Source organism: Bacillus sp. FSL R5-0439 (assembly GCF_038008805.1).
GTDB lineage: Bacteria > Bacillota > Bacilli > Bacillales > Bacillaceae > Bacillus > Bacillus safensis.
The window spans coordinates 1,440,336-1,464,197 of record NZ_JBBOZW010000001.1; the positions used below are offsets into that span (position 1 = coordinate 1,440,336).

Annotated in this window: 25 protein-coding genes; 22 read left to right on the top strand and 3 right to left on the bottom strand. The window is 41.4% G+C overall.

Translation table 11 applies throughout. The features are described 5' to 3' along the window. Window positions 1–12 precede the first annotated feature (12 nt). From NST59_RS07290 to coaD, 6 genes are all read left to right on the top strand, one after another. On the top strand, window positions 13–261 hold the full coding sequence (locus NST59_RS07290; protein ID WP_039178297.1) for a YlbE-like family protein: 249 nt from the start codon (window positions 13–15) through the stop codon (window positions 259–261). Between the two features lie 72 nt (window positions 262–333). Beyond that, window positions 334–741: a hypothetical protein gene (locus NST59_RS07295; RefSeq protein WP_059377049.1), complete on the top strand. Its 408-nt coding sequence runs from the start codon at window positions 334–336 to the stop codon at window positions 739–741. Window positions 742–798: 57 nt separating this feature from the next. Further along, window positions 799–1,248, top strand: coding sequence for a YlbF family regulator (locus NST59_RS07300; protein ID WP_007499807.1), 450 nt, complete (start codon window positions 799–801; stop codon window positions 1,246–1,248). 65 nt (window positions 1,249–1,313) lie between these two features. Beyond that, entirely contained in the window at window positions 1,314–1,586 is a 273-nt protein-coding gene (locus tag NST59_RS07305; RefSeq protein ID WP_003212137.1) for a YlbG family protein, read from the top strand. Between the two features lie 310 nt (window positions 1,587–1,896). Next, window positions 1,897–2,454, top strand: a complete 558-nt coding sequence (gene rsmD / locus NST59_RS07310) for a 16S rRNA (guanine(966)-N(2))-methyltransferase RsmD (protein ID WP_039178303.1) — start codon at window positions 1,897–1,899, stop codon at window positions 2,452–2,454. A gap of 1 nt (window position 2,455) precedes the next feature. Further along, window positions 2,456–2,938 carry a pantetheine-phosphate adenylyltransferase gene (coaD, locus tag NST59_RS07315; RefSeq protein WP_024426917.1) on the top strand — a complete coding sequence of 161 codons (483 nt, stop codon included), beginning with the start codon at window positions 2,456–2,458 and terminating at the stop codon, window positions 2,936–2,938. A gap of 13 nt (window positions 2,939–2,951) precedes the next feature. On the opposite strand, the gene ylbJ is transcribed toward coaD, so the two are convergent. Next, window positions 2,952–4,160 carry a sporulation integral membrane protein YlbJ gene (ylbJ, locus tag NST59_RS07320; RefSeq protein WP_106025212.1) on the bottom strand — a complete coding sequence of 403 codons (1,209 nt, stop codon included), beginning with the start codon at window positions 4,158–4,160 and terminating at the stop codon, window positions 2,952–2,954. Window positions 4,161–4,308: 148 nt separating this feature from the next. Here ylbJ and NST59_RS07325 point away from each other — a divergent pair, with 148 nt between their 5' ends. Together NST59_RS07325 and NST59_RS07330 are read left to right on the top strand one after the other, a co-directional pair. Further along, a complete protein-coding gene (locus tag NST59_RS07325) occupies window positions 4,309–5,088 on the top strand; it encodes a patatin-like phospholipase family protein (protein ID WP_041084940.1) in 780 nt (259 codons plus the stop codon). 4 nt (window positions 5,089–5,092) lie between these two features. Next, window positions 5,093–6,121 carry a SepM family pheromone-processing serine protease gene (locus NST59_RS07330; RefSeq protein ID WP_144491176.1) on the top strand — a complete coding sequence of 343 codons (1,029 nt, stop codon included), beginning with the start codon at window positions 5,093–5,095 and terminating at the stop codon, window positions 6,119–6,121. Window positions 6,122–6,161: 40 nt separating this feature from the next. On the opposite strand, the gene NST59_RS07335 is transcribed toward NST59_RS07330, so the two are convergent. Next, complete coding sequence (locus NST59_RS07335; protein WP_186319780.1) at window positions 6,162–7,406, bottom strand: nucleotidyltransferase; 1,245 nt, start codon at window positions 7,404–7,406, stop codon at window positions 6,162–6,164. A gap of 206 nt (window positions 7,407–7,612) precedes the next feature. On the opposite strand from NST59_RS07335, the gene NST59_RS07340 reads away from it, so the two are divergent. The 3 genes from NST59_RS07340 (at window position 7,613) to gerR (ending at window position 9,004) form a co-directional block, all read left to right on the top strand. Next, entirely contained in the window at window positions 7,613–8,131 is a 519-nt protein-coding gene (locus NST59_RS07340) for a YceD family protein (protein WP_019743276.1), read from the top strand. Window positions 8,132–8,152: 21 nt separating this feature from the next. Continuing rightward, complete coding sequence (rpmF, locus tag NST59_RS07345) at window positions 8,153–8,326, top strand: 50S ribosomal protein L32 (protein ID WP_008354700.1); 174 nt, start codon at window positions 8,153–8,155, stop codon at window positions 8,324–8,326. A gap of 138 nt (window positions 8,327–8,464) precedes the next feature. Beyond that, on the top strand, window positions 8,465–9,004 hold the full coding sequence (gerR, locus tag NST59_RS07350; protein WP_039178316.1) for a sporulation-specific transcriptional regulator GerR: 540 nt from the start codon (window positions 8,465–8,467) through the stop codon (window positions 9,002–9,004). Between the two features lie 45 nt (window positions 9,005–9,049). Here the strand turns inward: gerR and NST59_RS07355 are convergent, their stop codons facing one another. After that, entirely contained in the window at window positions 9,050–9,529 is a 480-nt protein-coding gene (locus NST59_RS07355) for an N-acetyltransferase (RefSeq protein WP_007499784.1), read from the bottom strand. 201 nt (window positions 9,530–9,730) lie between these two features. On the opposite strand from NST59_RS07355, the gene NST59_RS07360 reads away from it, so the two are divergent. The 11 genes from NST59_RS07360 (at window position 9,731) to spoVE (ending at window position 23,787) form a co-directional block, all read left to right on the top strand. After that, the gene (locus tag NST59_RS07360; RefSeq protein WP_341040549.1) at window positions 9,731–10,639 is read left to right on the top strand and encodes a 2-dehydropantoate 2-reductase; all 909 of its coding nucleotides are present in this window, start codon (window positions 9,731–9,733) and stop codon (window positions 10,637–10,639) included. Between the two features lie 65 nt (window positions 10,640–10,704). Beyond that, window positions 10,705–12,324, top strand: a complete 1,620-nt coding sequence (gene bshC, locus NST59_RS07365; RefSeq protein ID WP_106025210.1) for a bacillithiol biosynthesis cysteine-adding enzyme BshC — start codon at window positions 10,705–10,707, stop codon at window positions 12,322–12,324. Between the two features lie 128 nt (window positions 12,325–12,452). After that, entirely contained in the window at window positions 12,453–12,884 is a 432-nt protein-coding gene (gene mraZ / locus NST59_RS07370; RefSeq protein ID WP_003211163.1) for a division/cell wall cluster transcriptional repressor MraZ, read from the top strand. A gap of 66 nt (window positions 12,885–12,950) precedes the next feature. Continuing rightward, the gene (gene rsmH, locus NST59_RS07375; protein WP_024426925.1) at window positions 12,951–13,883 is read left to right on the top strand and encodes a 16S rRNA (cytosine(1402)-N(4))-methyltransferase RsmH; all 933 of its coding nucleotides are present in this window, start codon (window positions 12,951–12,953) and stop codon (window positions 13,881–13,883) included. Between the two features lie 37 nt (window positions 13,884–13,920). Next, window positions 13,921–14,268 (top strand): cell division protein FtsL, encoded by a 348-nt coding sequence (gene ftsL, locus NST59_RS07380; RefSeq protein ID WP_039178324.1) that lies wholly within the window; start codon window positions 13,921–13,923, stop codon window positions 14,266–14,268. 7 nt (window positions 14,269–14,275) lie between these two features. After that, a complete protein-coding gene (locus tag NST59_RS07385; RefSeq protein ID WP_222126557.1) occupies window positions 14,276–16,426 on the top strand; it encodes a penicillin-binding protein in 2,151 nt (716 codons plus the stop codon). 128 nt (window positions 16,427–16,554) lie between these two features. Beyond that, window positions 16,555–18,474 (top strand): stage V sporulation protein D, encoded by a 1,920-nt coding sequence (locus NST59_RS07390; RefSeq protein WP_039178327.1) that lies wholly within the window; start codon window positions 16,555–16,557, stop codon window positions 18,472–18,474. 211 nt (window positions 18,475–18,685) lie between these two features. After that, a complete protein-coding gene (locus NST59_RS07395) occupies window positions 18,686–20,161 on the top strand; it encodes a UDP-N-acetylmuramoyl-L-alanyl-D-glutamate--2,6-diaminopimelate ligase (protein ID WP_039178333.1) in 1,476 nt (491 codons plus the stop codon). Window positions 20,162–20,296: 135 nt separating this feature from the next. After that, on the top strand, window positions 20,297–21,271 hold the full coding sequence (gene mraY / locus NST59_RS07400) for a phospho-N-acetylmuramoyl-pentapeptide-transferase (protein ID WP_003211854.1): 975 nt from the start codon (window positions 20,297–20,299) through the stop codon (window positions 21,269–21,271). Between the two features lie 9 nt (window positions 21,272–21,280). Continuing rightward, window positions 21,281–22,627: a UDP-N-acetylmuramoyl-L-alanine--D-glutamate ligase gene (murD, locus tag NST59_RS07405; RefSeq protein ID WP_052196550.1), complete on the top strand. Its 1,347-nt coding sequence runs from the start codon at window positions 21,281–21,283 to the stop codon at window positions 22,625–22,627. Window positions 22,628–22,686: 59 nt separating this feature from the next. After that, entirely contained in the window at window positions 22,687–23,787 is a 1,101-nt protein-coding gene (gene spoVE / locus NST59_RS07410; protein ID WP_024424259.1) for a stage V sporulation protein E, read from the top strand. Window positions 23,788–23,862 lie beyond the last annotated feature (75 nt).

Below are 23,862 nucleotides of genomic sequence, written 5' to 3' on the forward strand. Positions count from 1 at the left end.
GGGATGCTTCTGGTGCGAAAAGAAGTACAGGAATTTGTCATGGCCGAAGAGGATCGAATCAAATTCATAAGGCAGCGTCCTCTCTGGTACAGACAGCTGACGCGACATCCTGAAAATCTATCGTCCTTTGAATTAGATAAAATGAACTTTTACGAAAAAACCATTCCTCATCGTGTAAGTCAGTTGAGCAATAGCGTCCAAATGGCTGAAATGATGATTCAAATGTTCCAAGCAATGCGCAATCAAAATGGAGCCGGTTGAGGCTTTTTTGAGTTGATTAAGATGTCTATTTCCTGAGCATCCTATAAAAGTAGATGAAAGGAGAATCAGATGATGAAATGGATGCTGTCAATAGGCGCATTGCTTTTTCTTGTTACCGGGTGTCAAAGTCAACATGGAGAAGAGCAAGTGATCAAGCAAGACCCAGCATTACCAGTCATGCAGCAAGCCAAAAGCGAAATGAAGCAGCAAGGCTTTTTGAAATACAAAGTGCAGGGATCGTCGGTCTATATAGAAAGTACACTTCAAGATTTTCATCTTCAGCCAGAGCGTCTAAAAAAGAACGAGAAGGCGGGATATTTCACAGTGTATGTAGACGGGAAACGTGCAGGGAATGAGTATACTGCGGCATTTGTGGTCAAGCACCTTTCAAAAGGAAAGCATAAAATGACCGTTGTGCTGAATTCTCGTCATCCAGAATATAAACAGAAAAGAGAAACATGGGATGTATTTGTCACGTAAAAGCATTTTCTGATCCATAGGTTTCGTGGTAAACTATGAATTGGAGGTGCAACATTTATGTATGCGACAATCGAATCTGTGGAGCTCCAAGAGGAAGCAAATCAATTGGCTGCCATGATTCTTCAGTCGGAGGAGGCTGAACATTACCGCAACTGCTTTAAGCGTCTCCAGCAAGACGAAGAAGCCCAACAAATTATTGCCCATTTTACAAAAGTAAAAGAGCAATATGAGGATGTGCAGCGGTTCGGCAAATACCATCCGGACTATAGAACGATCTCAAAGGAAATGCGTGAGGTCAAAAGAAAGCTAGATCTTCACGATACAGTGGTTGATTTCAAAAAAGCAGAAACAGCGATTCAATCCATCTTAGATGAGATTAGTATTGAAATCGGTCAAGCTGTATCAGCATATATTAAAGTTCCAACAGGGAACCCATATTTTGATGGTCTATCATCATGCGGCGGTGGCTGTGGATCAGGTGGCAGCTGCGGCTGTAAAGTATCTTGACGAGACTTGAATGTCTCGTCTTTTACATAATGAATGAAAAGAATTGAAAAGCGGCAGGTGAAAAGATGGAAACCAAACGTCAAGGGATGGTCGTCTGGCTGCATTCGTTAAAGCAGTCAAAAGCGCTAAGAAAATTCGGGAATGTTCACTATATTTCAAGGAAAATGAAATATGCGGTGATCTATTGTGATATGAATGATCTTGAGCGCCATATGGCTAAGCTCAGCTCGTTACCATTTGTGAAACGTGTTGAGCCTTCATATAAACCTTTTATTAAATTAGAGTACGAGTCCAAATTGGACAAAGCAAAAGAGTATGATTATAAGGTGGGCTTTTAAAGACACAAAAAAATCCCCGCGGCATCACCCGCGGGGTCCTTCTATTCTTAATGATTCATTAAGGAGAAGGCAAAGGGAGAGGAGAAACCGGAGGAAGAACTTATGGGGAAACGTAAGTCTTCTCCGCGGTTGGCAACAGCACCACATCAGATGCTGTTATAAGTAGTATGACCCCGGATTTCTTGATCTATACATAGAAAATGAATGAAAATCCGCGCATTGTTCCTTGAGGAGTGATGTGGTAAGATAATGTTGAATTTTTTGTCATCAACAATGACCAATAGAAGCAAGCAGAAAAAGTGGTGGAAAAATGAGAGTCATCTCTGGAACGAGAAAAGGCCGCACACTTAAAGCGGTACCAGGTCAATCAACAAGACCGACGACAGATAAAGTAAAAGAATCGATATTTAATATGATCGGCCCGTATTTCGATGGCGGATGGGCCCTTGATTTATTTGCAGGAAGCGGTGGTTTAGGAATTGAAGCGCTTTCTAGAGGATTCGATCATTGCATATTTGTTGATCGCGATATGAAGGCGATTCAAACGATTAAAGGCAACCTGAATCAATTGTCGCTAATGGATCAAAGTGAAGTGTTTCGAAATGAAGCAAAGCGTGCACTCGCAGCTGTTGTGAAACGAGAGGAATCCTTTCAAGCCATCTTCCTTGATCCGCCCTATAAAGATCAACAGCTAAAAGCACTTCTTGAAATGATTGACGAGCACGCCTTGTTAACAGATGACGGCGTGATCGTGTGTGAGCACGACAAAGATGTGAAGCTGCCAGAAGAAGCAGGACAACTTCACATCACAAGACAGGAACTGTACGGATTGACTGGTATTACGATCTATAGAAAGCGGGGAAATTAATATGGGGAACATAGCCGTTTGTCCGGGCAGCTTCGATCCAGTCACATTGGGGCATTTGGATATCATCAAAAGAGGTGCAAAGATTTTTGATGAAGTGTATGTATGTGTATTAAATAATTCATCTAAAAAACCGTTATTTACTGTTGAAGAACGGTGTGAGCTTATTCGCCAAGCGACGAAGGAGCTGCCAAATATCAAAGTTGAATCCTTTCACGGCCTGCTCGTTGATTACGCAAAACAAAAAGAGGCCAAAGTTATTTTACGCGGACTAAGAGCTGTGACGGACTTTGAGTATGAGATGCAAGGCACCTCAATGAACAAAGTGTTAGACGATGAAATTGAAACGTTTTTTATGATGACCAACAATCAATATTCTTTCTTAAGCTCCAGCATTGTCAAAGAAGTAGCGAAATATCATGGGGCAGTCAAAGATCTTGTACCAAAAGAGGTAGAAGCAGCGCTGAAGGAAAAATTTAATGGATGAGTGCACCTGGCACTCATCCATTTTTTAATTTCCGATAGTAGAGCGCGATATACACAATCAAGCTGCAAAGTGTGATTAAGGGACCAGCTGTCACAAGCTGATTCCAAAGCACGCTGCTGAACATGACGACCTGCTGGCCTGCATCAAAGGCACCCGCCGGGAGAGCGATGTCTGATCGAGAGACATAAAGAGGCTTGAATAATAAAAAGGCAAAAACAGCTGCATAAATCCCGTGAAGCAAACGGGCGAAGAAAAATGGTTTAAAGCGGATATCGGTTGCCGCTAGAATGCCGGCGACTTGGGCTTGAACAGAAAACCCGCTGAATCCTAAAATAAAGCTGACGACAATGGTTTTAGCGAGAAGGGTGACTTCCTGTGCCCCCGTCATCTGGCTTCCTAATGTGATTTCAAATAAACCAGCAATCATGGCAAGGTCTAATTCTGGCGGAAGGTGCATCGTTTGCAGCATATATCCGAGCCCTATGGATAAAAGGTCTGTCACATGGACAACTGACAGCATTTTACTAAACACAGAAAATAAGATAATAAAGCCGCCAATCATAAAGAGTGTTTGGACTGATGACATGACTGCATCACTTAAAATTTGGCCGAGCGGTCTTTTCTCTGCGAGTCTTGCTGTATGAAGAGCATTGAATGCCTCTTTAAACGGCGGGAATAAAAATTTCTTACGGCTTCTTAGATGCGCATCATGCCTCGCTTTATATCCCCGCATCGTCACACCAACAGCAAGGTTCCCTAAATAATGTGCGCTTGCCAATACAATGCCTAGAGCAGGGTGATGAAAAAAACCAACAGCCACCGCACCGAAAATAAACAATGGATTCGATGAATTTGTAAAGGAAACGAGACGCTCTGCTTCGATCCGCGTCAGCTGCCTTTCCTGCCTCAATCTTGTCGTTAATTTCGCACCGGAAGGAAACCCTGAAGCCATTCCCATTGCTAGGACAAATCCGCCTACACCTGGCACCCGGAAGATGGGGCGCATAAATGGCTCTAATAATACTCCGACAAATCTGACAATCCCAAAACTAATTAATAGTTCGGACAAAATAAAAAAAGGAAGCAATGATGGAAACACAACCTCCCACCACATTGCAAGTCCATTTTTCGACGCTTGCAAAGAGGCTTGTGGGTGTGTAATCACAGTGGCTGTTAAAAAAATAAAAAAAGCAGCGATGAACAGAGTGTTCCATTTTTTCATGGAGATTTCGCCCCTTGCCGTTATGATCTATTGGCGAGCTCGTGATAAGAAATTTGCCGAGCCTGTCTTCTATTACTATACGAGCAGTAGGGGCATGTTTAGACCTATAGATTCGTATATATGCATAGAAAGAGGAGGGTGGATTTTCATGAAGCGACCGATCATCGGGCTTGCACTAGGCTCCGGGGGTGCGAGGGGAATGGCGCATATCGGGGTTTTGTCTAGTCTTGAGAAGCAAGGGATACAGGTAGATATGATCGCAGGAAGCAGTATTGGCGCACTTGTTGGGAGCTTTTATGCGGCAGGACAAGACGTAGAAAAAATGAAAAAACTTGCACTTGTCTTCAGAAGAAAGTATTATGCTGACTATACACTGCCAAAAATCGGTCTTTTAAAAGGAAATCGAATTTTGCAGCTGATTCACACGTTTACATATGGGAAAACATTCGAAGAATTAAGAATGCCCCTTGCGGTGGTCGCCTGTGACCTCGAAACAGGGGAAAAGGTTGTGTTTAAAGAAGGATCTGTCTCACAAGCAGTTAGAGCAAGCATCAGCATTCCAGGCGTGTTTGTTCCTCACGAAATGGGCGGCAGACAGCTAGTGGATGGAGCGGTTGTTGACCGCATTCCTGTGTCTGTGTTAAAAGAAATGGGCGCAGACCTTATCATCGCCTCTGATGTATCAAGGGTGAAAAAAACAGAAAAGGCGACGAGATTATCGGATGTGATTATGCAAAGTTTGGACATCCTTCAAAATGAATTGGTCCGTCATCAAACCATTCATGCAGATCTCATGATTCGGCCGAGGCTTGAAACATTTAGCTCTAGTTCGTTCACACAGGTTCAGGAGATGATTGAAGCTGGGGAGCTCGCCGCAGACCAATTAACAGGTAAACTGAAAGATGTCATTGATAAATGGGAGTGTTAATCGAATGAAAAAATTGAATATTCGCTGGCTCAGCTTTTTTGTCGTTGTTCTTGTCTTATTTGGCTTAACTTTTGTCAAACTGCCGTATTACGTGACAAAGCCGGGTGATGCAACAGAGATTGCCCCTCACATTCAAGTGGACGGTGGATACGGTGAGAAGGGCAGCTTCTCTCTTATGACAATTAAAGTAGGTCCAGCCAATCCGTATACGTATTTGCTTGCGAAAATGAATAAATATGACGAAATCGTCCCAGAAGAAAATATTAAAGCGGACGGAGAGTCGGATGAAGATTATATGAAAAGACAGCTTCAGCTAATGAAAAGCTCTCAAGAAAATGCCATGATTGCAGCGTATACAAAAGCAGGTAAAAAAGTAGATTATACGTTTAATGGGGTATATGCGAGCTACGTCATGAAAGGCATGCCTGCTTACGGCAAAATTGAAGTGGGTGACCGGATTAAAAGCGTTGATGGCAAGACGTATGACTCAGCTGATAAAATGGTGTCGTATATCAGTCGTCAAAAAGCAGGTACATCTGTCCGTTTTGTCCTTGAACGAAACGGCAAGGATATCACGCAGCAAGTGAAGTTAAAACCTTTTAAAGAAGAGCCGAATCGAGTCGGGATTGGCGTATCATTATTTACAGATCGAAATGTGAAAGTCTCGCCTTCCATTAAGGTCGATATTGAAAATATCGGCGGCCCGTCGGCAGGTTTAATGATGTCACTTGAAATTTATAACCAGCTAACAAAGGAAGACGAAACTCATGGCTATGCGATTGCAGGGACCGGAACGATTGACGCAGATGGCACGGTCGGGCCAATTGGCGGCATTGCTCAAAAGGTCGTTGCAGCAGATAAAGCAGGAAAAGATATCTTCTTTGCACCAAACGATAAAGGTGATCCAAACTCAGACTACAAAAATGCAGTGAAAACAGCGAAAGATATTAAAAGTGATATGAAAATCGTTCCTGTGGACACAATGCAGGACGCACTGAACTATTTAAACAAGTTAAAAGAGAAAGCATCTTAACTAAAAAAAGAGCAGCCTTCATCAAAGGCTGCTCTTTTTATCAAGATTGGAAGAGACCAGTCTCTTCATCATAGCGGATCGGTGAGGTTTTAAATTCTGCTTCTGTTAACTTTGTTTGCATTGGTTCGCTGATGGGAAGGCTGAAGACGCGGGAAGCACGAATGTCAAGATCAAGGGCAGGGTGTGAAAAGGAAGACAGCTTGCTGATGAGCGGTACGTCCAATTCTTTTTTGACAAGTGATAAGTATTGCTGTCCTTTCTTTGACATACCAAGTAAACGAATGTATGGCGTGTGTTTCTCGTTTAGCAGCTCATGCATCACAGTTTTCTTTACCCTCATTAAAAGGTGCGTATTCATCCGCTGCAGCCTTGTCCACGTATATCGTTTTGTTTTCAAAAGTGATAGATATTCCTCGTAGGAGGACGCATGCGTGATCGCCTTTTGCATGCGGTGTTCGATGCCTTCTTCAATTTCATAGATGCCTTCTAATTCTGCTGTATCCATTGTGTGAAACACATGTTTTAAGAAGCTGAAATAGTCTTCTTGTGTATGTAAAAGATCATAAGAAGAATAATAGTCATGTAATTGCTTAAGCGAAGCTTCCGGAAGATAAGAGGCGACAGTTTCAAATGACCCATTCTCTTTTAACGCTTTTCGGATGCTTGTTGCGCTTGCGATTTTCTGATGTTTAGGAAGCTCTTGATCATGATAACCTGATGCAATTCTTTGAGAGGTAAAGGGCTCTATGTGAGGAGATCTCTCTAAGATCGCTTTGACATAATGGAAGCCTAAAATGTTATTGGGCTTAGACAGATCCAGTAAGTGTTTAGGATCAATGATCTCTTGAAACGCAGCGGCAGAGGCAGCTGGATAACTAAGCCCTTCTTTGACCTTTGCTTTTGTGAAAAAATCAATTTCTTCTTTTTTCTCATGCCAAGCGTGAGCTGTTCGTTCAAATGCTTTGATATCTCCATCCTCGCTTCCGAAAAAAAGGGAGCGGCATTTTAAAGCGTCTAAAATGGACACAGCGCCGTTTGCAAAGGTTTCTGCCTTTTGCACTGCATAGATGTATGGAAGCTCACATACGATGTCTACACCGTTTTGTAATGCCATTTTAGTACGTGTCCATTTGGAGACGATGGCAGGCTCTCCGCGCTGGAGGAAGGAACCGCTCATGACGGCAATGGCTACATCTGAGGAGGTATGTGTTTTCGCCTGACGAACATGATAGGCATGTCCATAATGAAATGGATTGTACTCGACAACAACTCCTGTTGCTTTCAATAGATGTTCCGCCTTTCTTGCTATGGTTAAATGGTCTATGCTACAGTAGCATAAGGGAAAAATGAAGCCCATTTTTTTCAGTGTAGGCATTCCGTGAACTGATGTCAAACAACGCTCTGACATCACAAAGGACTGTAAAGAAAAAATATTGACAAATAGCATGATGAAAGCTATAATCATGTTTGTTGCTCTTAGAGGTGATACAATTGAAATGGACAGTTTATCAGTTACATCAAAAAGCTAAAAACAGCTTCGATTTTCATGAGACGGTTGACTTAAATGAACTTACTAGCCTTCATTCAGATATACGTCGCATTTCACCAGTAGAGGTGAAAGGGACTGGAGTGATCGAATCAAAGCAAGTCGCATTTGATTTAACCATCACAGGTGAAATGACATTGCCTTGTTCAAGAACGCTTGTTGATGTAAATTATCCATTTGCGATTTCAACGAAAGAACTATTTGTACTTCATAAGACAGACGATATAGAAGATGAAGACGTATCTGTTGTAGAAGACGATATCATCGACTTAACGCCTATAGTCAAGGAAGAAATTCTTCTTGAAGTGCCGATGCAAATCTTTTGCGACCAAACAGACGTAAAAGGTGCTGCACCACAGGAAGGGAACGACTGGGCGGTCATTTCGGAAGATGCACATCAAAACCGAATTGATCCGCGTCTGGAAGGCTTGAAGAAGCTCTTAGAAGAAAATAATGAATCTTAACTCTTTAAGGAGGTGGGAATAATGGCTGTACCTTTTAGAAGAACTTCTAAAATGAAAAAAAGATTGCGTCGTACGCATTTCAAACTACAAGTACCTGGTATGGTAGCTTGCCCAGAATGCGGTGAAATGAAAATTTCTCATCGTGTCTGCAAATCTTGCGGAACATACAAAGGCAAAGACGTAAAAAGCAACTAATGCTTGATAAAAAAGCGTAAGGGAATCTTCCCTTGCGTTTTTTTATTTGTCTATTTTTTAGGTTTCTCTCCTGCAAATAGTCTATCTACTCTAGTAAGCGCATATGATGTGGTATTCAGATTCAGGGGGGATGATCAATTGACGATTACAAGGCAGGATGCATGGACACAAGATGAAGATTTACTTTTAGCGGAAGTCGTCTTAAGGCACATTCGAGATGGAGGAACGCAGCTTTCCGCATTTGAGGAAGTCGGGAAAGCATTGTCAAGAACAGCTGCAGCATGTGGATTCAGATGGAACTCATACGTCAGAAAACAATATCAGGCAGGCATTGAGCTGGCGAAAAAACAGCGAAAAGAACTGCGTAAAAAGATTGGGATCCATTCCTCAGGTTTACCGCAAAATACGTTAACGATAGAAGAGAAGACATCTTCAGATCAGACTGAATTAACCTTGCGAGAAGTGATTCAGTTTTTAGAGCAGCTTGAAAAAGAACCTGCTGGCTCTGCTTATTTACGTGAAGAACTAGCGGATGCACAGCATCAACTGAAGTCGCTCACGGAAGAAAATGAACACTTGAAGCGACAATTAAAAATGACAGAAGAAGATTACCGGGCACTCATTGGGATTGTTGAAAGAGTCAAACAGAATATCAACTTAAAAGAATATGCTAAATAAGAAAACGCCCCTCACAGAGAAAGGAGGGGCGTTTTGCCATCAGTATTAAGCGGATTCACCTGTATTCTTTTGAATATGGGCGGGCTCCCAGATGAGTGGATTTTCACCTTTGTCGCGTTCCATATCATATTTCACCGCTTCAAAGCCCATTTTATCCCAAAAACCGGCAGATTTGACGCGTGGATTGGTTCGGATAGGCAACCCGAAAGATTTGGCGAAATCAACAAGTGCCTCGCCGTACCCTTTACGCTGATACCCAGGAAGCACTTCCAGCTTCCATAGCTCTAAATAATCATGATTGTGGTCAAAATACGTTGTCGTCGAGCCGTCCACTTGATAAAGGCTCATACGTGCAACCAGCTTATCTCCAAAATAAATCCCGTAAAATGGAGAGTTGCTGTCATTTTCTATCATATTACTTTCAAGGTCTTCAAGCATGGATAGTTCTTGTATGCCATATTCCTTAAATTGTTTAAATTCCTCTAAAGTTTTGTAATTGATTAGAAGTCGCTTTACTTGTGTCATATGATCTTCCCCCTTACACACATAATGTTGACAGTGATGTCGTTGAAGGCGTTTTCATCCCATCCGCCTCAAAAAGTTTTTACACTTATTATTATAGTTTTTAAATTAAAAAAATTCAATCGCGGCGCGCCATCTGCTTTTTGCATCGCGGCATGAAACTGTTAAAATGGTTGATATGATGAAGTAAACAGAAAAAGGGAAGTGCGGCAGTTGAACATTGGAATCATTGGCGGCGGTGCGATTGGTCTGCTTTGTGCTAGTTATTTATCACAGCATCATGACATCACTGTTTTGACAAGAGGAAAAGAACAGGCAGAGGAGATTCGAACATCAGGAATTAAACGAACGGTAAAAGGAGAGACATTCTGGTCGTCTGCCGAGGCAAGGGCAGAAATTACAGGAGGATTTGATCTGCTGATTGTGACGGTGAAATATCATCATTTGCAAGAGGTGCTTGATGACCTATCGACATTACCTCGTCAGCGAATCTTATTTTTACAAAATGGCATGGCCCACTTATTAGATTTAGAAAACTGGAAAACGGCGCATACAATATATATAGGTGTCGTAGAGCACGGGGCGATGAAGGTATCAGATCATGCGGTAAACCATACAGGGATTGGTGTCATCAAGTGGGGGGCTTTTCATCCTGAGGATGCAGCTGATGTGAGAAATGCTTTAAACGAAACGCCGGCTCATTTTCAGATGATTTATACGGATGAATGGAAAAAAGTGCTGGAGGAAAAACTGCTAGTCAATGTATGCATTAACCCGCTCACGGCTTTATTGCATGTGAAAAATGGGGAATTGATTGCAAATCCTTCATATGAATACATGATGAAATGTGCATTTGAAGAAGCATTGTCCATTTTAGGTCTGGATGAAAAAGAGCAGCTCTGGTCACACGTCGTTTCAATTTGTAAGAAAACGGCCGCCAATCAATCGTCGATGCTTCAAGATATCGTCAAAGGCCGTGAAACCGAAAGAAAAGCCATCGTTGGCTATCTTTTAAAAAAGGCTCAAGCTCAAGAGATTCTGGCGCCACATCTTACTTTCTTCAATCGAAGCTTGGAAGTATTGGAAAAAAAGCAAACAAAATCTTTTGAGTGAGCTCATTTACATGCTATACTTTTTTCGGGAAACTAACTATTTATTGAAGAAAGGAAGTTCTAAACATGCAATTGACTGAACTTTCCATCCGAAGTCAGAATTTATTCATACGTGATTATATAGAAGAAAAAAAAGAGATGACTGCTTTTTTTGATTATGATATACATTCTGAGCACACATGGAAAAAGAGATACGACGATCTCATGGAAATGAGCTTCCCGCGCGAGGCTTTAGCAGATTATATGAGCGCATACCACGCAAAGTTTGAATCGGCAGCGATGCGTCAGAACATTGAAAAGATCCGTGACAAGCGGAGTGTCATGGTGGTTGGAGGGCAGCAGGCAGGCCTACTTTCAGGACCGCTTTATACCATACATAAAATCATATCCATTATTCAGTTCGCAAAAGAAAAAGAATCAGCGCTTGGCGTTCCTGTGATTCCAGTCTTTTGGGTAGCAGGTGAGGATCATGACGTAGATGAAATTAATTTTGTCTACACATCTGACGAAAAAGGTCCAGTCAAGCAAAAGCTGCCATTACATAACGTTAAAAAAACTGCTGCAAAAAGAACACCGCTACATCAAGAAAAAACAGAGAAATGGCTACGTGACGTGTTTTCAACGTATGAGGAATCTGCATATACAAATGACTTGCTTGATCAGCTTCTTCGATGTTTACGCAAATCACAAACGTTTACTGATTTCTTTGAATGGATTGTATGCGACCTTTTTGAAGAAGATGGACTTCTTCTATTTAATTCAGGAGACTTAGGCGTTAAACCACTTGAGCGTACGTTGTTCAAGCACATTGTCGAGACAAATGATGCGGTCACAGCTCGTTTGAATGAAACGCAGGCTGCCATGAAACGAGCGGGATATCAGCCGATCATTGAAGCTGGTGACAATCAGGCGAACCTGTTTTACGAATATGATGAGGAGCGTTTCCTTATTGAAAAAGAAAACGGCCAGTTTTCTATATCAGAAGTGGGGCTTACATGGACGAAAGAAGAGATTTTGCAGGAAATTGAGGAGCACCCAGAACGGTTCAGCAACAATGTGGTGACGCGCCCCTTAATGCAGGAAACCCTTCTTCCGACACTTGCTTTTATGGCAGGACACGGTGAAGTCAACTATTGGGGGGAGCTGAAAGGAATCTTTGAGCATTTTAAATTGAAGATGGCACCTGTTCTTCCAAGACTGCACGTGACCATTCTTGAAAGGCACATCGATAAGAAGCTGCCGGCTAGAGAACTTTCTGTAGAAGAAGTGCTCACAAGCGGAGTAAAAGAAAAGAAAGAGGCTCACTTTGAGCAAAGCCTTCCAGACAGCTTTGTTCAAGCCGTTGATCATGCGAAACGTGAATTAGCGAAAGTTCACGGTGTATTGAGGCAAGAAGCACTGGAGGTTGAACCAAACTTCGAGCAGCTGCTAGATAAAAATGCCAAATTTATCGAAGACCAGCTTCAATTTGTTTATCAAAAGGTGGCGCAGCGTGTGGAAGAGAAGGAAGGATATATCCTTCGGGATTTTGAACGGATTGAAAACAGCTTAAAACCACTAGATGCCCCGCAAGAAAGAATTTGGAATATCATGTACTTTTTAAACAAATATGGTCCAGAATTCTTCAAAACGTTCAAAAATCTGCCATTTTCATTTCAAAACAAGCAGCAAATTGTCAAACTTTGAAATAAAGTTTTAATGAACCCTGACTAGTTCAGGGTTTTTTTTTATGTAGAAACAGTGTAAAATAAGTTTTGTGGAGAGAAGTGGTGGATAGTGGAGAGTAAGGGTGAGAAAGTGGGGCTCTGATTATCATGTTCATGGGTGAATACCAACATACGATTGATACAAAAGGGCGCATGATCATCCCTGCTAAATTTAGAGACGGTCTCGGAGAACAGTTTGTGCTGACGAGAGGGCTTGATCAATGTTTATTTGGCTACCCTATGAGTGAGTGGAAACTAATTGAAGAGAAACTCAAAGCACTGCCGCTAACGAAAAAAGATGCACGTGCGTTTACCCGGTTCTTCTTCTCCGGCGCAGTTGAATGCGATCTGGACAAGCAGGGGCGCATTAACATCGCATCAAACCTACTCCAATATGCAAAACTCGAAAAAGAATGTGTGGTCATCGGCGTTTCAAATCGAATTGAGTTGTGGAGTAAGTCGATCTGGGAACAATATACAGAAGAGCAAGAAGATTCTTTTGCTGAAATTGCTGAAAACATGATTGGGTTTGATATATAATAATCCCTTGTGCAGCAAGCTTTCTACACATTCATTTCTATTTGAAAAAGGTGGGACCATAACATCATGTTTCAACATGAGACAGTATTATTAAAAGAAACAGTTGACGGTTTAAACGTCAAAGAAGACGGTACATATGTAGACTGCACGCTGGGCGGAGCAGGTCATAGCTCATATTTACTATCTCAACTATCAGAAAAAGGTACATTGATTGGATTTGACCAAGACGATGCTGCACTGGATCATGCACGAGAGAAGCTCGCGGATTCTAAAGCGAACATTCTTTTCATAAAAAGCAACTTCCGATATTTAAAAGAACGTCTGAATGAACAAGGCATTACAAGCGTAGACGGTGTGATTTTTGATCTTGGGGTTTCATCTCCTCAGCTCGACACACCAGAGAGAGGCTTTAGTTATCACCATGATGCACCTCTTGACATGCGAATGGATCAAACAGCCGCATTGTCGGCAAAGCAAGTGGTGAATGAATGGCCATTTGAAGATCTAGTTCGGATTTTCTACAAATATGGGGAAGAAAAATTCAGCAAGCAAATCGCACGCAAAATTGAAGAAGCTAGAAAAAAAGCGCCAATTGAAACAACAGGGGAGCTTGTCGACATTATCAAAGAAGGAATTCCCGCACCTGCAAGACGAACTGGCGGACATCCAGCAAAAAGAGTGTTTCAAGCGATCCGAATTGCCGTAAATGATGAATTGAAAGTTTTTGAAGAAGCACTAGAACAAGCAATAGAGTTACTCAATCCGAAGGGGAGAATTTCTGTCATTACATTCCATTCACTTGAAGACCGGATTTGTAAAAGTACATTTAAAGAAATGTCTTCTCTTCCAGAACTTCCGCACGGACTACCAGTGATTCCAGAAGGACTTGAACCAAAGCTGAAGCTGATCACGAGAAAACCAATCGTTGCATCAGAACAAGAGCTGGAACATAACAACCGTGCCCGTTCAGCGAAGCTCCGAATTGCAGAAAAAAAGTAAAACGACACCATAGATGATGATAAAAAGGAGGTTTCTTATGAGTAATTTGGCTTACCAAAGAGAAGTAAAACAATATCAAACAGAGCAGCAAGGCCAATCGGTTGTTATTAAAAGAAGAGGTTCTATCACACTTGGTGAAAAAATCTTACTTGTCATGTTTGTCATGGCTCTTATGTGCAGCTCTATTCTCATCATTTCTAAAGCCTTTGCTGTCTATCACGCCAATATCGAGGTGCAGAAATTAGAGCAGCAAGTATCTTTAGAATCGAAGAAGATTACTGAGCTTCAAAAGGAAAAAGACTTGCTGAGTGAACCAGAAAGAATCATTGAAGCTGCGAAAAAAGCAGGCTTAAGCATTTCGAAAGATGTTAAGAAGGTCGATTAAGATGGCGATGCCTAAAAAGAATAAAATGATGAACAGAGGCGCGGCAATTGCGAGTATTTGCTTCGCCCTGTTTTTCTTTATCATCCTTGCACGTTTTATTTATATTCAGATTACAGGAACGGTCGATGGTCAAGTGTTAGCTGCAAAGGCAAATGAACAATATCAATCGAAGAAAACACTTGAAGCCAAAAGAGGATCTATTTTAGACCGAAATGGGAATGTGATTGCCGAGGATACATCTGTCTATAAGCTGATTGCGATCATGAGCAAGAAAATGACGGTCGATCCAAAGCACCCAATGCATGTCGTTGACAAAGAAAAGACAGCAAAAGAGCTGTCAAAAGTAATTGATATGAGCGAAAGCGAAATTTTAAAGCGTCTGAATACAAAAGATGCGTTCCAAGTTGAGTTTGGTAAAGCTGGGAAAGACATCAGTTTTTCAACAAAGGAAAAAATTGAAAAGCTGAAGCTTCCAGGAATCGCATTTGAAAAAGACACGAAGCGATATTATCCAAACGGCATGTTTGCTTCAAATCTGATCGGTTATGCAAGATTAGATGAGGCGACAAAGGACATGTCAGGCGCGATGGGACTTGAGAAGGCGCTGAACAAATTTTTAAAAGAAAAAGACGGCTATGTGACATATAACAGTGACAGAAGCGGATGGGCTCTTCCAAATAGTAAAGAAGACATTGTCGCTCCGAAGGATGGGAAAAACGTCACGCTGACCATCGATCAAAAAATCCAAGCGTTCCTTGAAGAAAGTATGACGCAGGTTGCTAAAAAATATAAACCGAAGAAAATCATTGCTACAGTCGTTGACCCAAAAACGGGAAAGGTGCTCGCGATGGGACAGCGGCCAAGCTTTAATTTAAATGAATTAGACATTACGAATTATAACAATGATGTCATTTCATATGCGTTTGAACCAGGTTCAACGATGAAAATCTTTACACTTGCTGCGGCAATCCAAGAAGGGGTCTACCAAGGCAATGATAAATATCAATCTGGTACTTATAAAGTAGGCGGCGGCCTTGTAAGAGACCACAACAACGGAAATGGCTGGGGGAAAATTGACTTTCATGAAGGTGTTCTCCGTTCGTCAAACGTAGCCTTTGCAAAGCTGGCAAAAGAAAAGTTAGGCTTCACGCGCTACGAACAATATTTGCAGAAGTTCCATTTCTACGACAAAACAGGTATTGACTTGCCGAATGAAGCGTCTAGTAAAATCAATTACAGATACGAATATGACAAAGCATCGACAGCTTACGGTCAAGCGTCTGCCATTACACCGATTCAACAAATTGAAGCAGCGACAGCGATAGCAAACGGTGGAACGATGATGAAGCCATATGTCATTGATCATATTACAGACCCGAACACAAACAAAACGATTTTACAGCACGAACCAACAGTAGCTGGAAAGCCAATTTCTTCAGATACAGCAAAGCAAGTACGTGACATTTTAGGTGAGGTTGTTTCCTCGAAGATTGGAACAGGTCAGCCTTACCAAATCAAAGGCTTTGACGTTGCTGGAAAAACAGGAACAGGACAAATCGGCGGTGCCGGCGGTTACCTCCAAGGAAGAAACGATTACGTCTTTTCATTTATGGGAATGGCGCCAAAAGATGATCCAAAGCTGCTCGTTTATGTAGCTGTACAGCAGCCGCAGCTGTCTGACACAGAAACTGGCTCTGCCCCAGTTGCACAAATCTTTAACCCAGTGATGAAAAATAGTCTGCTATATTTAAATATTGCACCAACAAAAACAGACGATAAAAAATCAGGCGAACAAAAAGTGAAGCAAGAAACAATGCCTTCATTCTTAGATTTAGAAGTGAAGCAGGCGGAAACAGAAGCTAAAAACAAAAACTTAACGCCTGTTGTCATCGGCGACGGCCTCTCCATTAAACGACAGTGGCCAAGTGCAGGCTCTGAATTCTCTGAAAGCCAGAAAGTTTTCTTGAAAACAGCAGGAAAAACCATCAAAATGCCTGATATGACAGGCTGGTCGAGAAGAGAAGTCCTTCAATATGCATCCATTTCTGGTGTGCATATCGAAACAAAGGGACAAGGATATGCTGTCAAACAAAGTGTGAAAAGTGGAGCGGAAATTTCAGATAAAGTTGTCACTGTGACATTTAAAAGCCCGAATTAATTGCAAAACCTAGCAAACGACTTGCTAGGTTTTTTCTTTTGCCGAGCGGGATAGACGAGACGTTCTATATAAGGACGGGCCTGCATATGATGGAAACAAGCCATATGTATGTAAGGAGTGAACCGGGCGTGCGAGTATCAAGTGTAACAGTGAGAAAACGATTGCTTTTCGTGCTGCTGATTGGGGTGATCATTTTTTTCATCATAGATACTAGATTAGGATATGTACAGTTTATTATGGGTGAGAAGCTCACAAGCTTAGCAAAAGATTCATGGAGCCGGAACCTCCCGTTCGAACCAGAAAGGGGAGATATTTTGGACCGAAATGGGGTAGAGCTTGCGACGAACAAAAGTGCCCCATCTATATTGGTCGTTCCGCGTCAAATTAAAGATCCCGCAGAAACAAGCAAGAAACTGGCGGCAGTACTGAATATGTCAGAGGAAAAAGCGTACAAGCACGTCACAAAGAAAACATCGATCGAACGAATTTCTCCAGAGGGAAGAAAAGTATCTCATGAAAAAGCAAAAGAAGTCAGAGAGCTTGATTTAGATGGCGTTTATGTCGCGGAAGACAGCATCAGACACTATCCCTTCGGCAGTTTTCTTTCTCATGTGCTTGGCTTCGCTGGAATTGATAATCAAGGGTTACTTGGACTTGAAGCCTATTATGATGATGACCTGAAAGGTGAAAAAGGCTCTGTAAAGTTCTATTCCGATGCAAAAGGGCAGAAAATGCCAGATGAAGCAGATGATTATACACCGCCTAAAGATGGGCTTGATATGAAGTTAACTGTCGATGCGAAAGTACAAACCATCATAGAGCGGGAATTAGACAACGCGCAGGCAAAATATAACCCAGACGGCATGATTGCAATTGCGATGAATCCGAAGAACGGTGAAGTGCTTGGAATGTCGAGCAGACCGGATTTTGATCCAGCGGATTATCAATCAGTTGACTCGAAAGTGTTTAACCGAAATCTACCGGTGTGGAGCACATATGAGCCAGGTTCGACGTTTAAAATAATTACACTTGCAGCAGCACTAGAAGAAAAAAAAGTCAATTTAAAACGCGATCATTTTTTTGACAGCGGATCTGTAACAGTAGATGGTGCAAGGCTTAGGTGCTGGAAAAAAGGCGGCCACGGATCACAGTCATTTTTAGAAGTGGTGCAAAACTCCTGTAACCCCGGCTTTGTTGAACTAGGCGACCGTCTAGGAAAGGATAAATTATTTTCCTATATTAAAAATTTCGGGTTTGGCCAAAAAACAGGAATTGATCTTCAAGGGGAAGGGCGAGGCATTTTGTTCCCGCTGGACCGGGTTGGCCCTGTAGAGCAGGCGACAACTGCCTTTGGTCAAGGTGTATCTGTTACGCCGATACAGCAAGTAGCTGCCGTAGCCGCAGCGGTAAATGGCGGAACACTTTACACGCCGTACATTGCAAAAGAATGGATAGATCCAATTACAAAAGAGGTTGTGAAAAAGCAATCGCCGATTGCCAAAAAGAAAGTGATTTCAGCAGAAACATCAAAAGAAATCAGATATGCGCTTGAAAGTGTAGTCGCTCAAGGGACTGGCCGAAATGCATTTGTTGAAGGATATCGAGTTGGCGGAAAAACAGGGACAGCACAGAAGGTAAAAGACGGCAAGTACATGGAAAATAACCACATTGTGTCGTTTATCGGGTTTGCGCCTGCTGATGATCCAAGTATCGTTGTATATGTGGCTGTAGATAACCCGAAAGGCACCATTCAATTTGGCGGGACAGTTGCTGCGCCAATTGTGGGTCATATTATGCGGGACAGCCTGCCTGAAATGGGTGTGAAAAAAAGAAAAGGACAAATTGAAAAGAAGTACCAGTGGCTGGACACAAAAACGATTGAAGTACCGAATCTTGTAGGGGGATCTGTTTCAGACCTTGAATCCCTCCTGATTAATCTTAAGATCGATGCTTCTGGAACTGGCAGTAAAGTGGTGAAGCAATCACCTGCTGCTGGGACGAAGGTCAAAGAAGGCTCCACCATCAGATTATACTTAAACGATGAATAATAAAGAATGAACAGAGGGTAGCCGCACTCATTCGGCTGCCTCTTTTTGTTGAAAGAGAAGGTCTGTTTGAAAAAAAGAACCTAAAGTGTGTTTTTTCCAAGAGAAACTTAAGGAATACGCTGGATGTATCCTTTTTTTTACGATAAAATATAGACTGTGTGTTTTTTTCGCAAGACATGCACGTGAACGAATTTGAGAGGTTTGATATGAAATGAAATTACAAGAACTCCTTACATACTTTAAAAGTGAAAACAACGAATTAATAAACGAAAATCCTGATATCACTTCCATCGAAATGGATTCTAGAGAGGTGAAAAAAGGAAGCCTTTTTGTCTGTATAAAAGGCTATACAGTAGATGGACACGATTATGCTGAAAAAGCGGTGAAAAGCGGGGCTGCAGCGATTGTAGCAGAACACCCTCTTAACATAACAGATGTACCAGTCATTATTGTGAAACACTCTCAAAGAGCTCTTGCAAGAATAGCTGATGCGTTTTACGAACAGCCAACTCATAAGCTGAATCTCATCGGGATCACAGGCACAAACGGAAAAACTTCCACAACACACATGATTGAACAAATGATGAGAAAAGCCGAAAAGAAAACAGGCTTAATCGGTACGATGTATATGAAGGTGAATGATGACATTCTCGATGTGAAAAACACGACACCTGAAAGTGTCACACTTCAGAAGACCTTTAAACAGATGCTTGATCAAGATGTAGACACAGCCATTATGGAAGTATCATCACACGCACTGCATCTTGGCAGGGTACATGGATGTGATTATGATATTGCCGTTTTCACAAACCTTTCGCAGGACCATCTTGACTACCACAACACAATGGAAGAATATAAACATGCGAAAAGCTTGCTGTTTTCACAGCTGGGCAGTGCCTTTCATCACGATAAGCCAAAGCATGCGATTTTAAATGCGGATGATGATGCTTCGAGTTACTATGAAAAAGTGACAGCTGCTGAAGTCATGACATATGGCTTAGAGCAAAAAGCAGATGTCATGGCAAAGAATATTCAAATCAAGCCCAAGGGAACTCAATTTGATTTAATCACTCCAATTGGCACCAAAAATGTGACAGTTGCCCTCATCGGTAAGTTTAATGTGTACAACATCCTAGCAGCTGTATCAGTAGGGATCGTATCTGGCTTAACATTTGAAACGATTGTAAGTGCTATTGAAGAGCTGGAGGGAGTCAAAGGCCGATTTGAACTTGTGAACTGTGATCAAGATTTCCCTGTGATCGTCGATTACGCCCATACACCTGACAGCTTAGAAAATGTCCTGACAACGTGTAGAGAATTAACAGCCGGCAAAATTTTCTGTGTGATAGGCTGCGGCGGCGACCGTGATAAAACAAAGCGTCCTCAAATGGCCCAAATCGCTGTGAAGTATGCAGATGAGCCTGTATTTACATCAGACAACCCAAGAAGCGAAGATCCTTCAGCTATCTTAAAGGATATGGAAAATGGTGTGCCAGACGCATATTATCATAGCTTTGTGAATCGCAAACAAGCCATCTTTTTTGCAATTGCCAATGCGAAAAAAGGCGATACAGTCTTAATAGCGGGTAAAGGCCATGAGACATATCAAATCGTTGGCGATCAAGTGTACGATTTTGATGATGCAAAGGTTGCAATGGACGCTATTTTAGATCTAAACAAATCTTAAAATGATGAAAAGAGTGTAATGAAATGAAGCATTTTGTACAAAAACAACATACGAAGAACGCGAATGAATACCTTAATAATGAATGCAATTTTCTGATGGAAAACGGCTTTGGAAATTCGGAAGGAGTAAAGAACGATGCTTGAACAGGTGATATTGTTTACAATCATAATGGGATTTTTAATCAGTGTTCTTTTATCCCCGATTTTTATTCCGTTTTTAAGAAGACTTAAATTTGGTCAAAGTATTAGAGAAGAAGGACCACAGTCTCACCAAAAGAAATCAGGTACTCCGACAATGGGCGGAATTATGATTATCTTTTCTATCACAATTACGACGATTGTGATGATCAACAAATTTTCTGAGATTAGTCCAGAAATGTTTTTATTGTTATTTGTCACGCTTGGCTACGGTCTATTAGGATTTTTAGATGATTATATTAAAGTAGCGATGAAACGAAACCTAGGTTTAACATCGAAACAGAAATTAATCGGTCAAATTGTGATCGCAGTGATTTTTTATGCAGTCTTCCATTATTATCAGTTTGCAACGACGATTCGCATTCCAGGAACAGATGTCAGCTTCGATTTAGGATGGGCTTACTTTATCCTTGTCGTTTTCATGCTTGTCGGGGGTTCAAATGCTGTGAACTTAACGGATGGACTGGATGGTCTATTATCTGGTACCGCTGCTATTGCCTTTGGAGCCTTTGCTATACTGGCTTGGAATCAATCACAGTACGATGTAGCGATCTTTTCAGTAGCTGTTGCTGGAGCCGTTCTTGGGTTTCTTGTGTTTAACGCGCATCCTGCAAAAGTATTTATGGGCGATACAGGGTCGCTTGCTTTAGGCGGAGCGATTGTAGCGATTGCCATTTTAACAAAGCTTGAAATTTTACTTGTCATTATTGGAGGAGTATTTGTTGTCGAAACGTTATCCGTTATTCTTCAAGTGATCTCCTTTAAAACAACTGGAAAAAGAATCTTTAAGATGAGTCCGCTTCACCACCACTATGAATTAGTTGGCTGGTCTGAGTGGAGAGTAGTTGTCACCTTCTGGACAGCTGGTTTATTACTTGCTGTTTTAGGAATTTACATCGAGGTGTGGTTATAATTGAATAAGATGCAAATGTTAAAAAACGAACATGTACTAGTATTAGGTCTTGCAAAAAGCGGATATGCGGCAGCTTCAATTCTTCATGAGCATGGAGTAAATGTCATAGTAAATGACCAAAAGCCGTTTGAAGAAAATGAACCTGCTCAGCTTCTTTCTGAAAAGGGGATTGATGTCATTTGTGGCAGCCATCCTCTTCGTATGTTCGATGATAATGAAATAACGATTTTAATTAAAAATCCAGGAATTCCATATGAAAATGTGATGGTTCAAGAGGCGATTCGCCGCCAAATTCCAGTTTGGACGGAAATTGAATTAGCTTATCATTTAACCTCAGCTCCTTTTATTGGGATTACTGGATCAAATGGAAAAACCACTACCACGACTTTGATTTATGAAATGCTGAAAAGCGATAGTCAAAAAACTTTAGTGGCAGGTAATATTGGCACAGTTGCCAGCGAAGTCGCTGCAAAGGCAGCTGGCGATGAGTGGATTGTAACTGAGCTGTCTTCTTTTCAGTTAATGGGAACAGTTGATTTTAGACCTAAAATCAGCTTAATATTAAATATTTTTGATGCACATTTAGACTATCACCACACTCGTGATGAATATGAAAAAGCAAAGCAGAAAGTATACGCACATCAACTTGAAGATGACATAGCTGTCATTAACCTTGATGATCCATCAGTTGTAAAACTAGCCGAAGCTTCAAAAGCAAAAAAAGTATTTTTCTCGGTAAAAGAGCAAGTAGAACATGGTGCGTATATTAAAAATGGTGCAATTTACTACATGAATGAACATATCATCGATTTAAAGGATGTTGTTCTTCCTGGTGAGCATAACCAAGAAAATATTTTGGCAGCTATATGTGTCGTGAAAAATACAGGCTGTTCAAATGAAGCAATCGCACACGTTCTCACGACTTTTAGTGGAGTGAAGCATCGTCTCCAGTTTGTAGATACAATTCAAAGCAGAAAATTCTATAACGATAGTAAAGCCACCAATATACTGGCAACAAGTAAAGCATTGTCAGCTTTTAAGCAGCCGACCATTTTACTAGCCGGCGGGCTTGATCGCGGTAATGAATTTGATGAATTGAAGCCTTTTATGAAAAATGTAAAAGGAATCATCACATTTGGTGAGACGGCACCTAAGTTTGTGAAGCTTGGTGAAGAACTGGGAATACATCACGTAAAACATGTCGATAATGTTGAACAAGCAGTACCTGCGGCGTTTAACATTTCTGAAGAAGAAGACGTGATTTTATTATCCCCGGCTTGTGCAAGCTGGGATCAACATAAAACATTTGAAGAACGTGGAGACATGTTTGTAAACGCCGTGCATATGCTTAAATAAGGGCTTGTCTCTCATAATGACTGACAGCCCAAATGAATTATGCTTGGGGTGTCGGTCTCTTGACGAATAAGAAAACTTCTCCGGACTTTTTGCTTGTTGTCATTACGTTACTTTTATTGACGATTGGTTTAATTATGGTGTACAGCGCTAGTGCTGTGTGGGCATCGTATAAATTTGATGATTCGTTTTATTTTGCAAAAAGACAGCTTTTGTTTGCCGGAATCGGAGTTATCGCGATGTTTTTCATTATGCGAGTCGATTATTGGACGTGGCGGACTTGGTCAAAGATATTGATTGCTGTTTGTTTTCTCCTTTTACTGCTTGTACTTATTCCAGGTATCGGTATGGAGAGAAATGGATCAAGAAGCTGGATCGGTGTCGGTGCGTTTAGTATTCAGCCCTCTGAATTTATGAAGCTTGCGATGATTGCGTTTCTTGCAAAATTCTTATCTGAAAAACAAAAAAATATCACATCCTTTCGTAAAGGTTTCGCACCAGCATTAGGCATTGTGTTTTCTGCATTTGCCATCATAATGCTGCAGCCAGATTTGGGAACAGGGACGGTAATGGTTGGAACCTGTATTATTATGATATTTGTTTCAGGTGCGAGAATTGCTCACTTTATATTTCTCGGTCTTTTAGGGCTCAGCGGATTTGCAGCACTCGTCTTATCAGCGCCCTACCGCATAAAACGAATTACATCGTACTTAAATCCTTGGGAAGATCCACTAGGCAGTGGGTTTCAAATTATTCAATCCTTATACGCTGTTGGTCCAGGCGGTCTGTTCGGAATGGGTCTCGGTCAAAGTAGACAGAAATTCTTTTATTTACCTGAGCCTCAAACAGACTTCATCTTTGCGATATTGTCTGAAGAGCTTGGCTTTATAGGAGGATCACTCATTTTGCTGCTCTTTAGTGTTCTATTATGGAGAGGCATACGAATAGCACTTGGAGCCCCAGACTTATACGGAAGTTTCCTAGCAGTTGGCATTATTTCAATGGTTGCCATTCAAGTGATGATTAATATCGCAGTTGTTACTGGACTCATCCCTGTGACAGGGATCACGCTCCCATTCCTAAGTTATGGCGGCTCATCACTGACATTAATGCTGATGGCAATTGGCGTACTTCTGAATGTAAGCAGGTACGCTAGATATTAATGTGCTGCTAGTTAATGAAACCATGATGACATTTATTTTGCAAAAGTACAAAAAAATGATTTGAAGAGTGAAAAA

What these genes read in the sequence shown, in the direction of transcription:
- NST59_RS07355 (WP_007499784.1), bottom strand. Translation starts at nt 9,529, where the DNA reads ATGACACAAGTAAAGCGACTTCTAATCAATTACAAAACTTTAGAGGAA.
- NST59_RS07300 (WP_007499807.1), top strand. Translation starts at nt 799, where the DNA reads ATGTATGCGACAATCGAATCTGTGGAGCTCCAAGAGGAAGCAAATCAA.
- NST59_RS07330 (WP_144491176.1), top strand. Translation starts at nt 5,093, where the DNA reads ATGAAAAAATTGAATATTCGCTGGCTCAGCTTTTTTGTCGTTGTTCTT.
- rpmF (WP_008354700.1), top strand. Translation starts at nt 8,153, where the DNA reads ATGGCTGTACCTTTTAGAAGAACTTCTAAAATGAAAAAAAGATTGCGT.
- NST59_RS07385 (WP_222126557.1), top strand. Translation starts at nt 14,276, where the DNA reads ATGCCTAAAAAGAATAAAATGATGAACAGAGGCGCGGCAATTGCGAGT.
- coaD (WP_024426917.1), top strand. Translation starts at nt 2,456, where the DNA reads ATGGGGAACATAGCCGTTTGTCCGGGCAGCTTCGATCCAGTCACATTG.
- mraZ (WP_003211163.1), top strand. Translation starts at nt 12,453, where the DNA reads ATGTTCATGGGTGAATACCAACATACGATTGATACAAAAGGGCGCATG.
- NST59_RS07395 (WP_039178333.1), top strand. Translation starts at nt 18,686, where the DNA reads ATGAAATTACAAGAACTCCTTACATACTTTAAAAGTGAAAACAACGAA.
- NST59_RS07305 (WP_003212137.1), top strand. Translation starts at nt 1,314, where the DNA reads ATGGAAACCAAACGTCAAGGGATGGTCGTCTGGCTGCATTCGTTAAAG.
- NST59_RS07325 (WP_041084940.1), top strand. Translation starts at nt 4,309, where the DNA reads ATGAAGCGACCGATCATCGGGCTTGCACTAGGCTCCGGGGGTGCGAGG.
- rsmD (WP_039178303.1), top strand. Translation starts at nt 1,897, where the DNA reads ATGAGAGTCATCTCTGGAACGAGAAAAGGCCGCACACTTAAAGCGGTA.
- ftsL (WP_039178324.1), top strand. Translation starts at nt 13,921, where the DNA reads ATGAGTAATTTGGCTTACCAAAGAGAAGTAAAACAATATCAAACAGAG.
- mraY (WP_003211854.1), top strand. Translation starts at nt 20,297, where the DNA reads ATGCTTGAACAGGTGATATTGTTTACAATCATAATGGGATTTTTAATC.
- bshC (WP_106025210.1), top strand. Translation starts at nt 10,705, where the DNA reads ATGCAATTGACTGAACTTTCCATCCGAAGTCAGAATTTATTCATACGT.
- ylbJ (WP_106025212.1), bottom strand. Translation starts at nt 4,160, where the DNA reads ATGAAAAAATGGAACACTCTGTTCATCGCTGCTTTTTTTATTTTTTTA.
- rsmH (WP_024426925.1), top strand. Translation starts at nt 12,951, where the DNA reads ATGTTTCAACATGAGACAGTATTATTAAAAGAAACAGTTGACGGTTTA.
- NST59_RS07295 (WP_059377049.1), top strand. Translation starts at nt 334, where the DNA reads ATGAAATGGATGCTGTCAATAGGCGCATTGCTTTTTCTTGTTACCGGG.
- murD (WP_052196550.1), top strand. Translation starts at nt 21,281, where the DNA reads ATGCAAATGTTAAAAAACGAACATGTACTAGTATTAGGTCTTGCAAAA.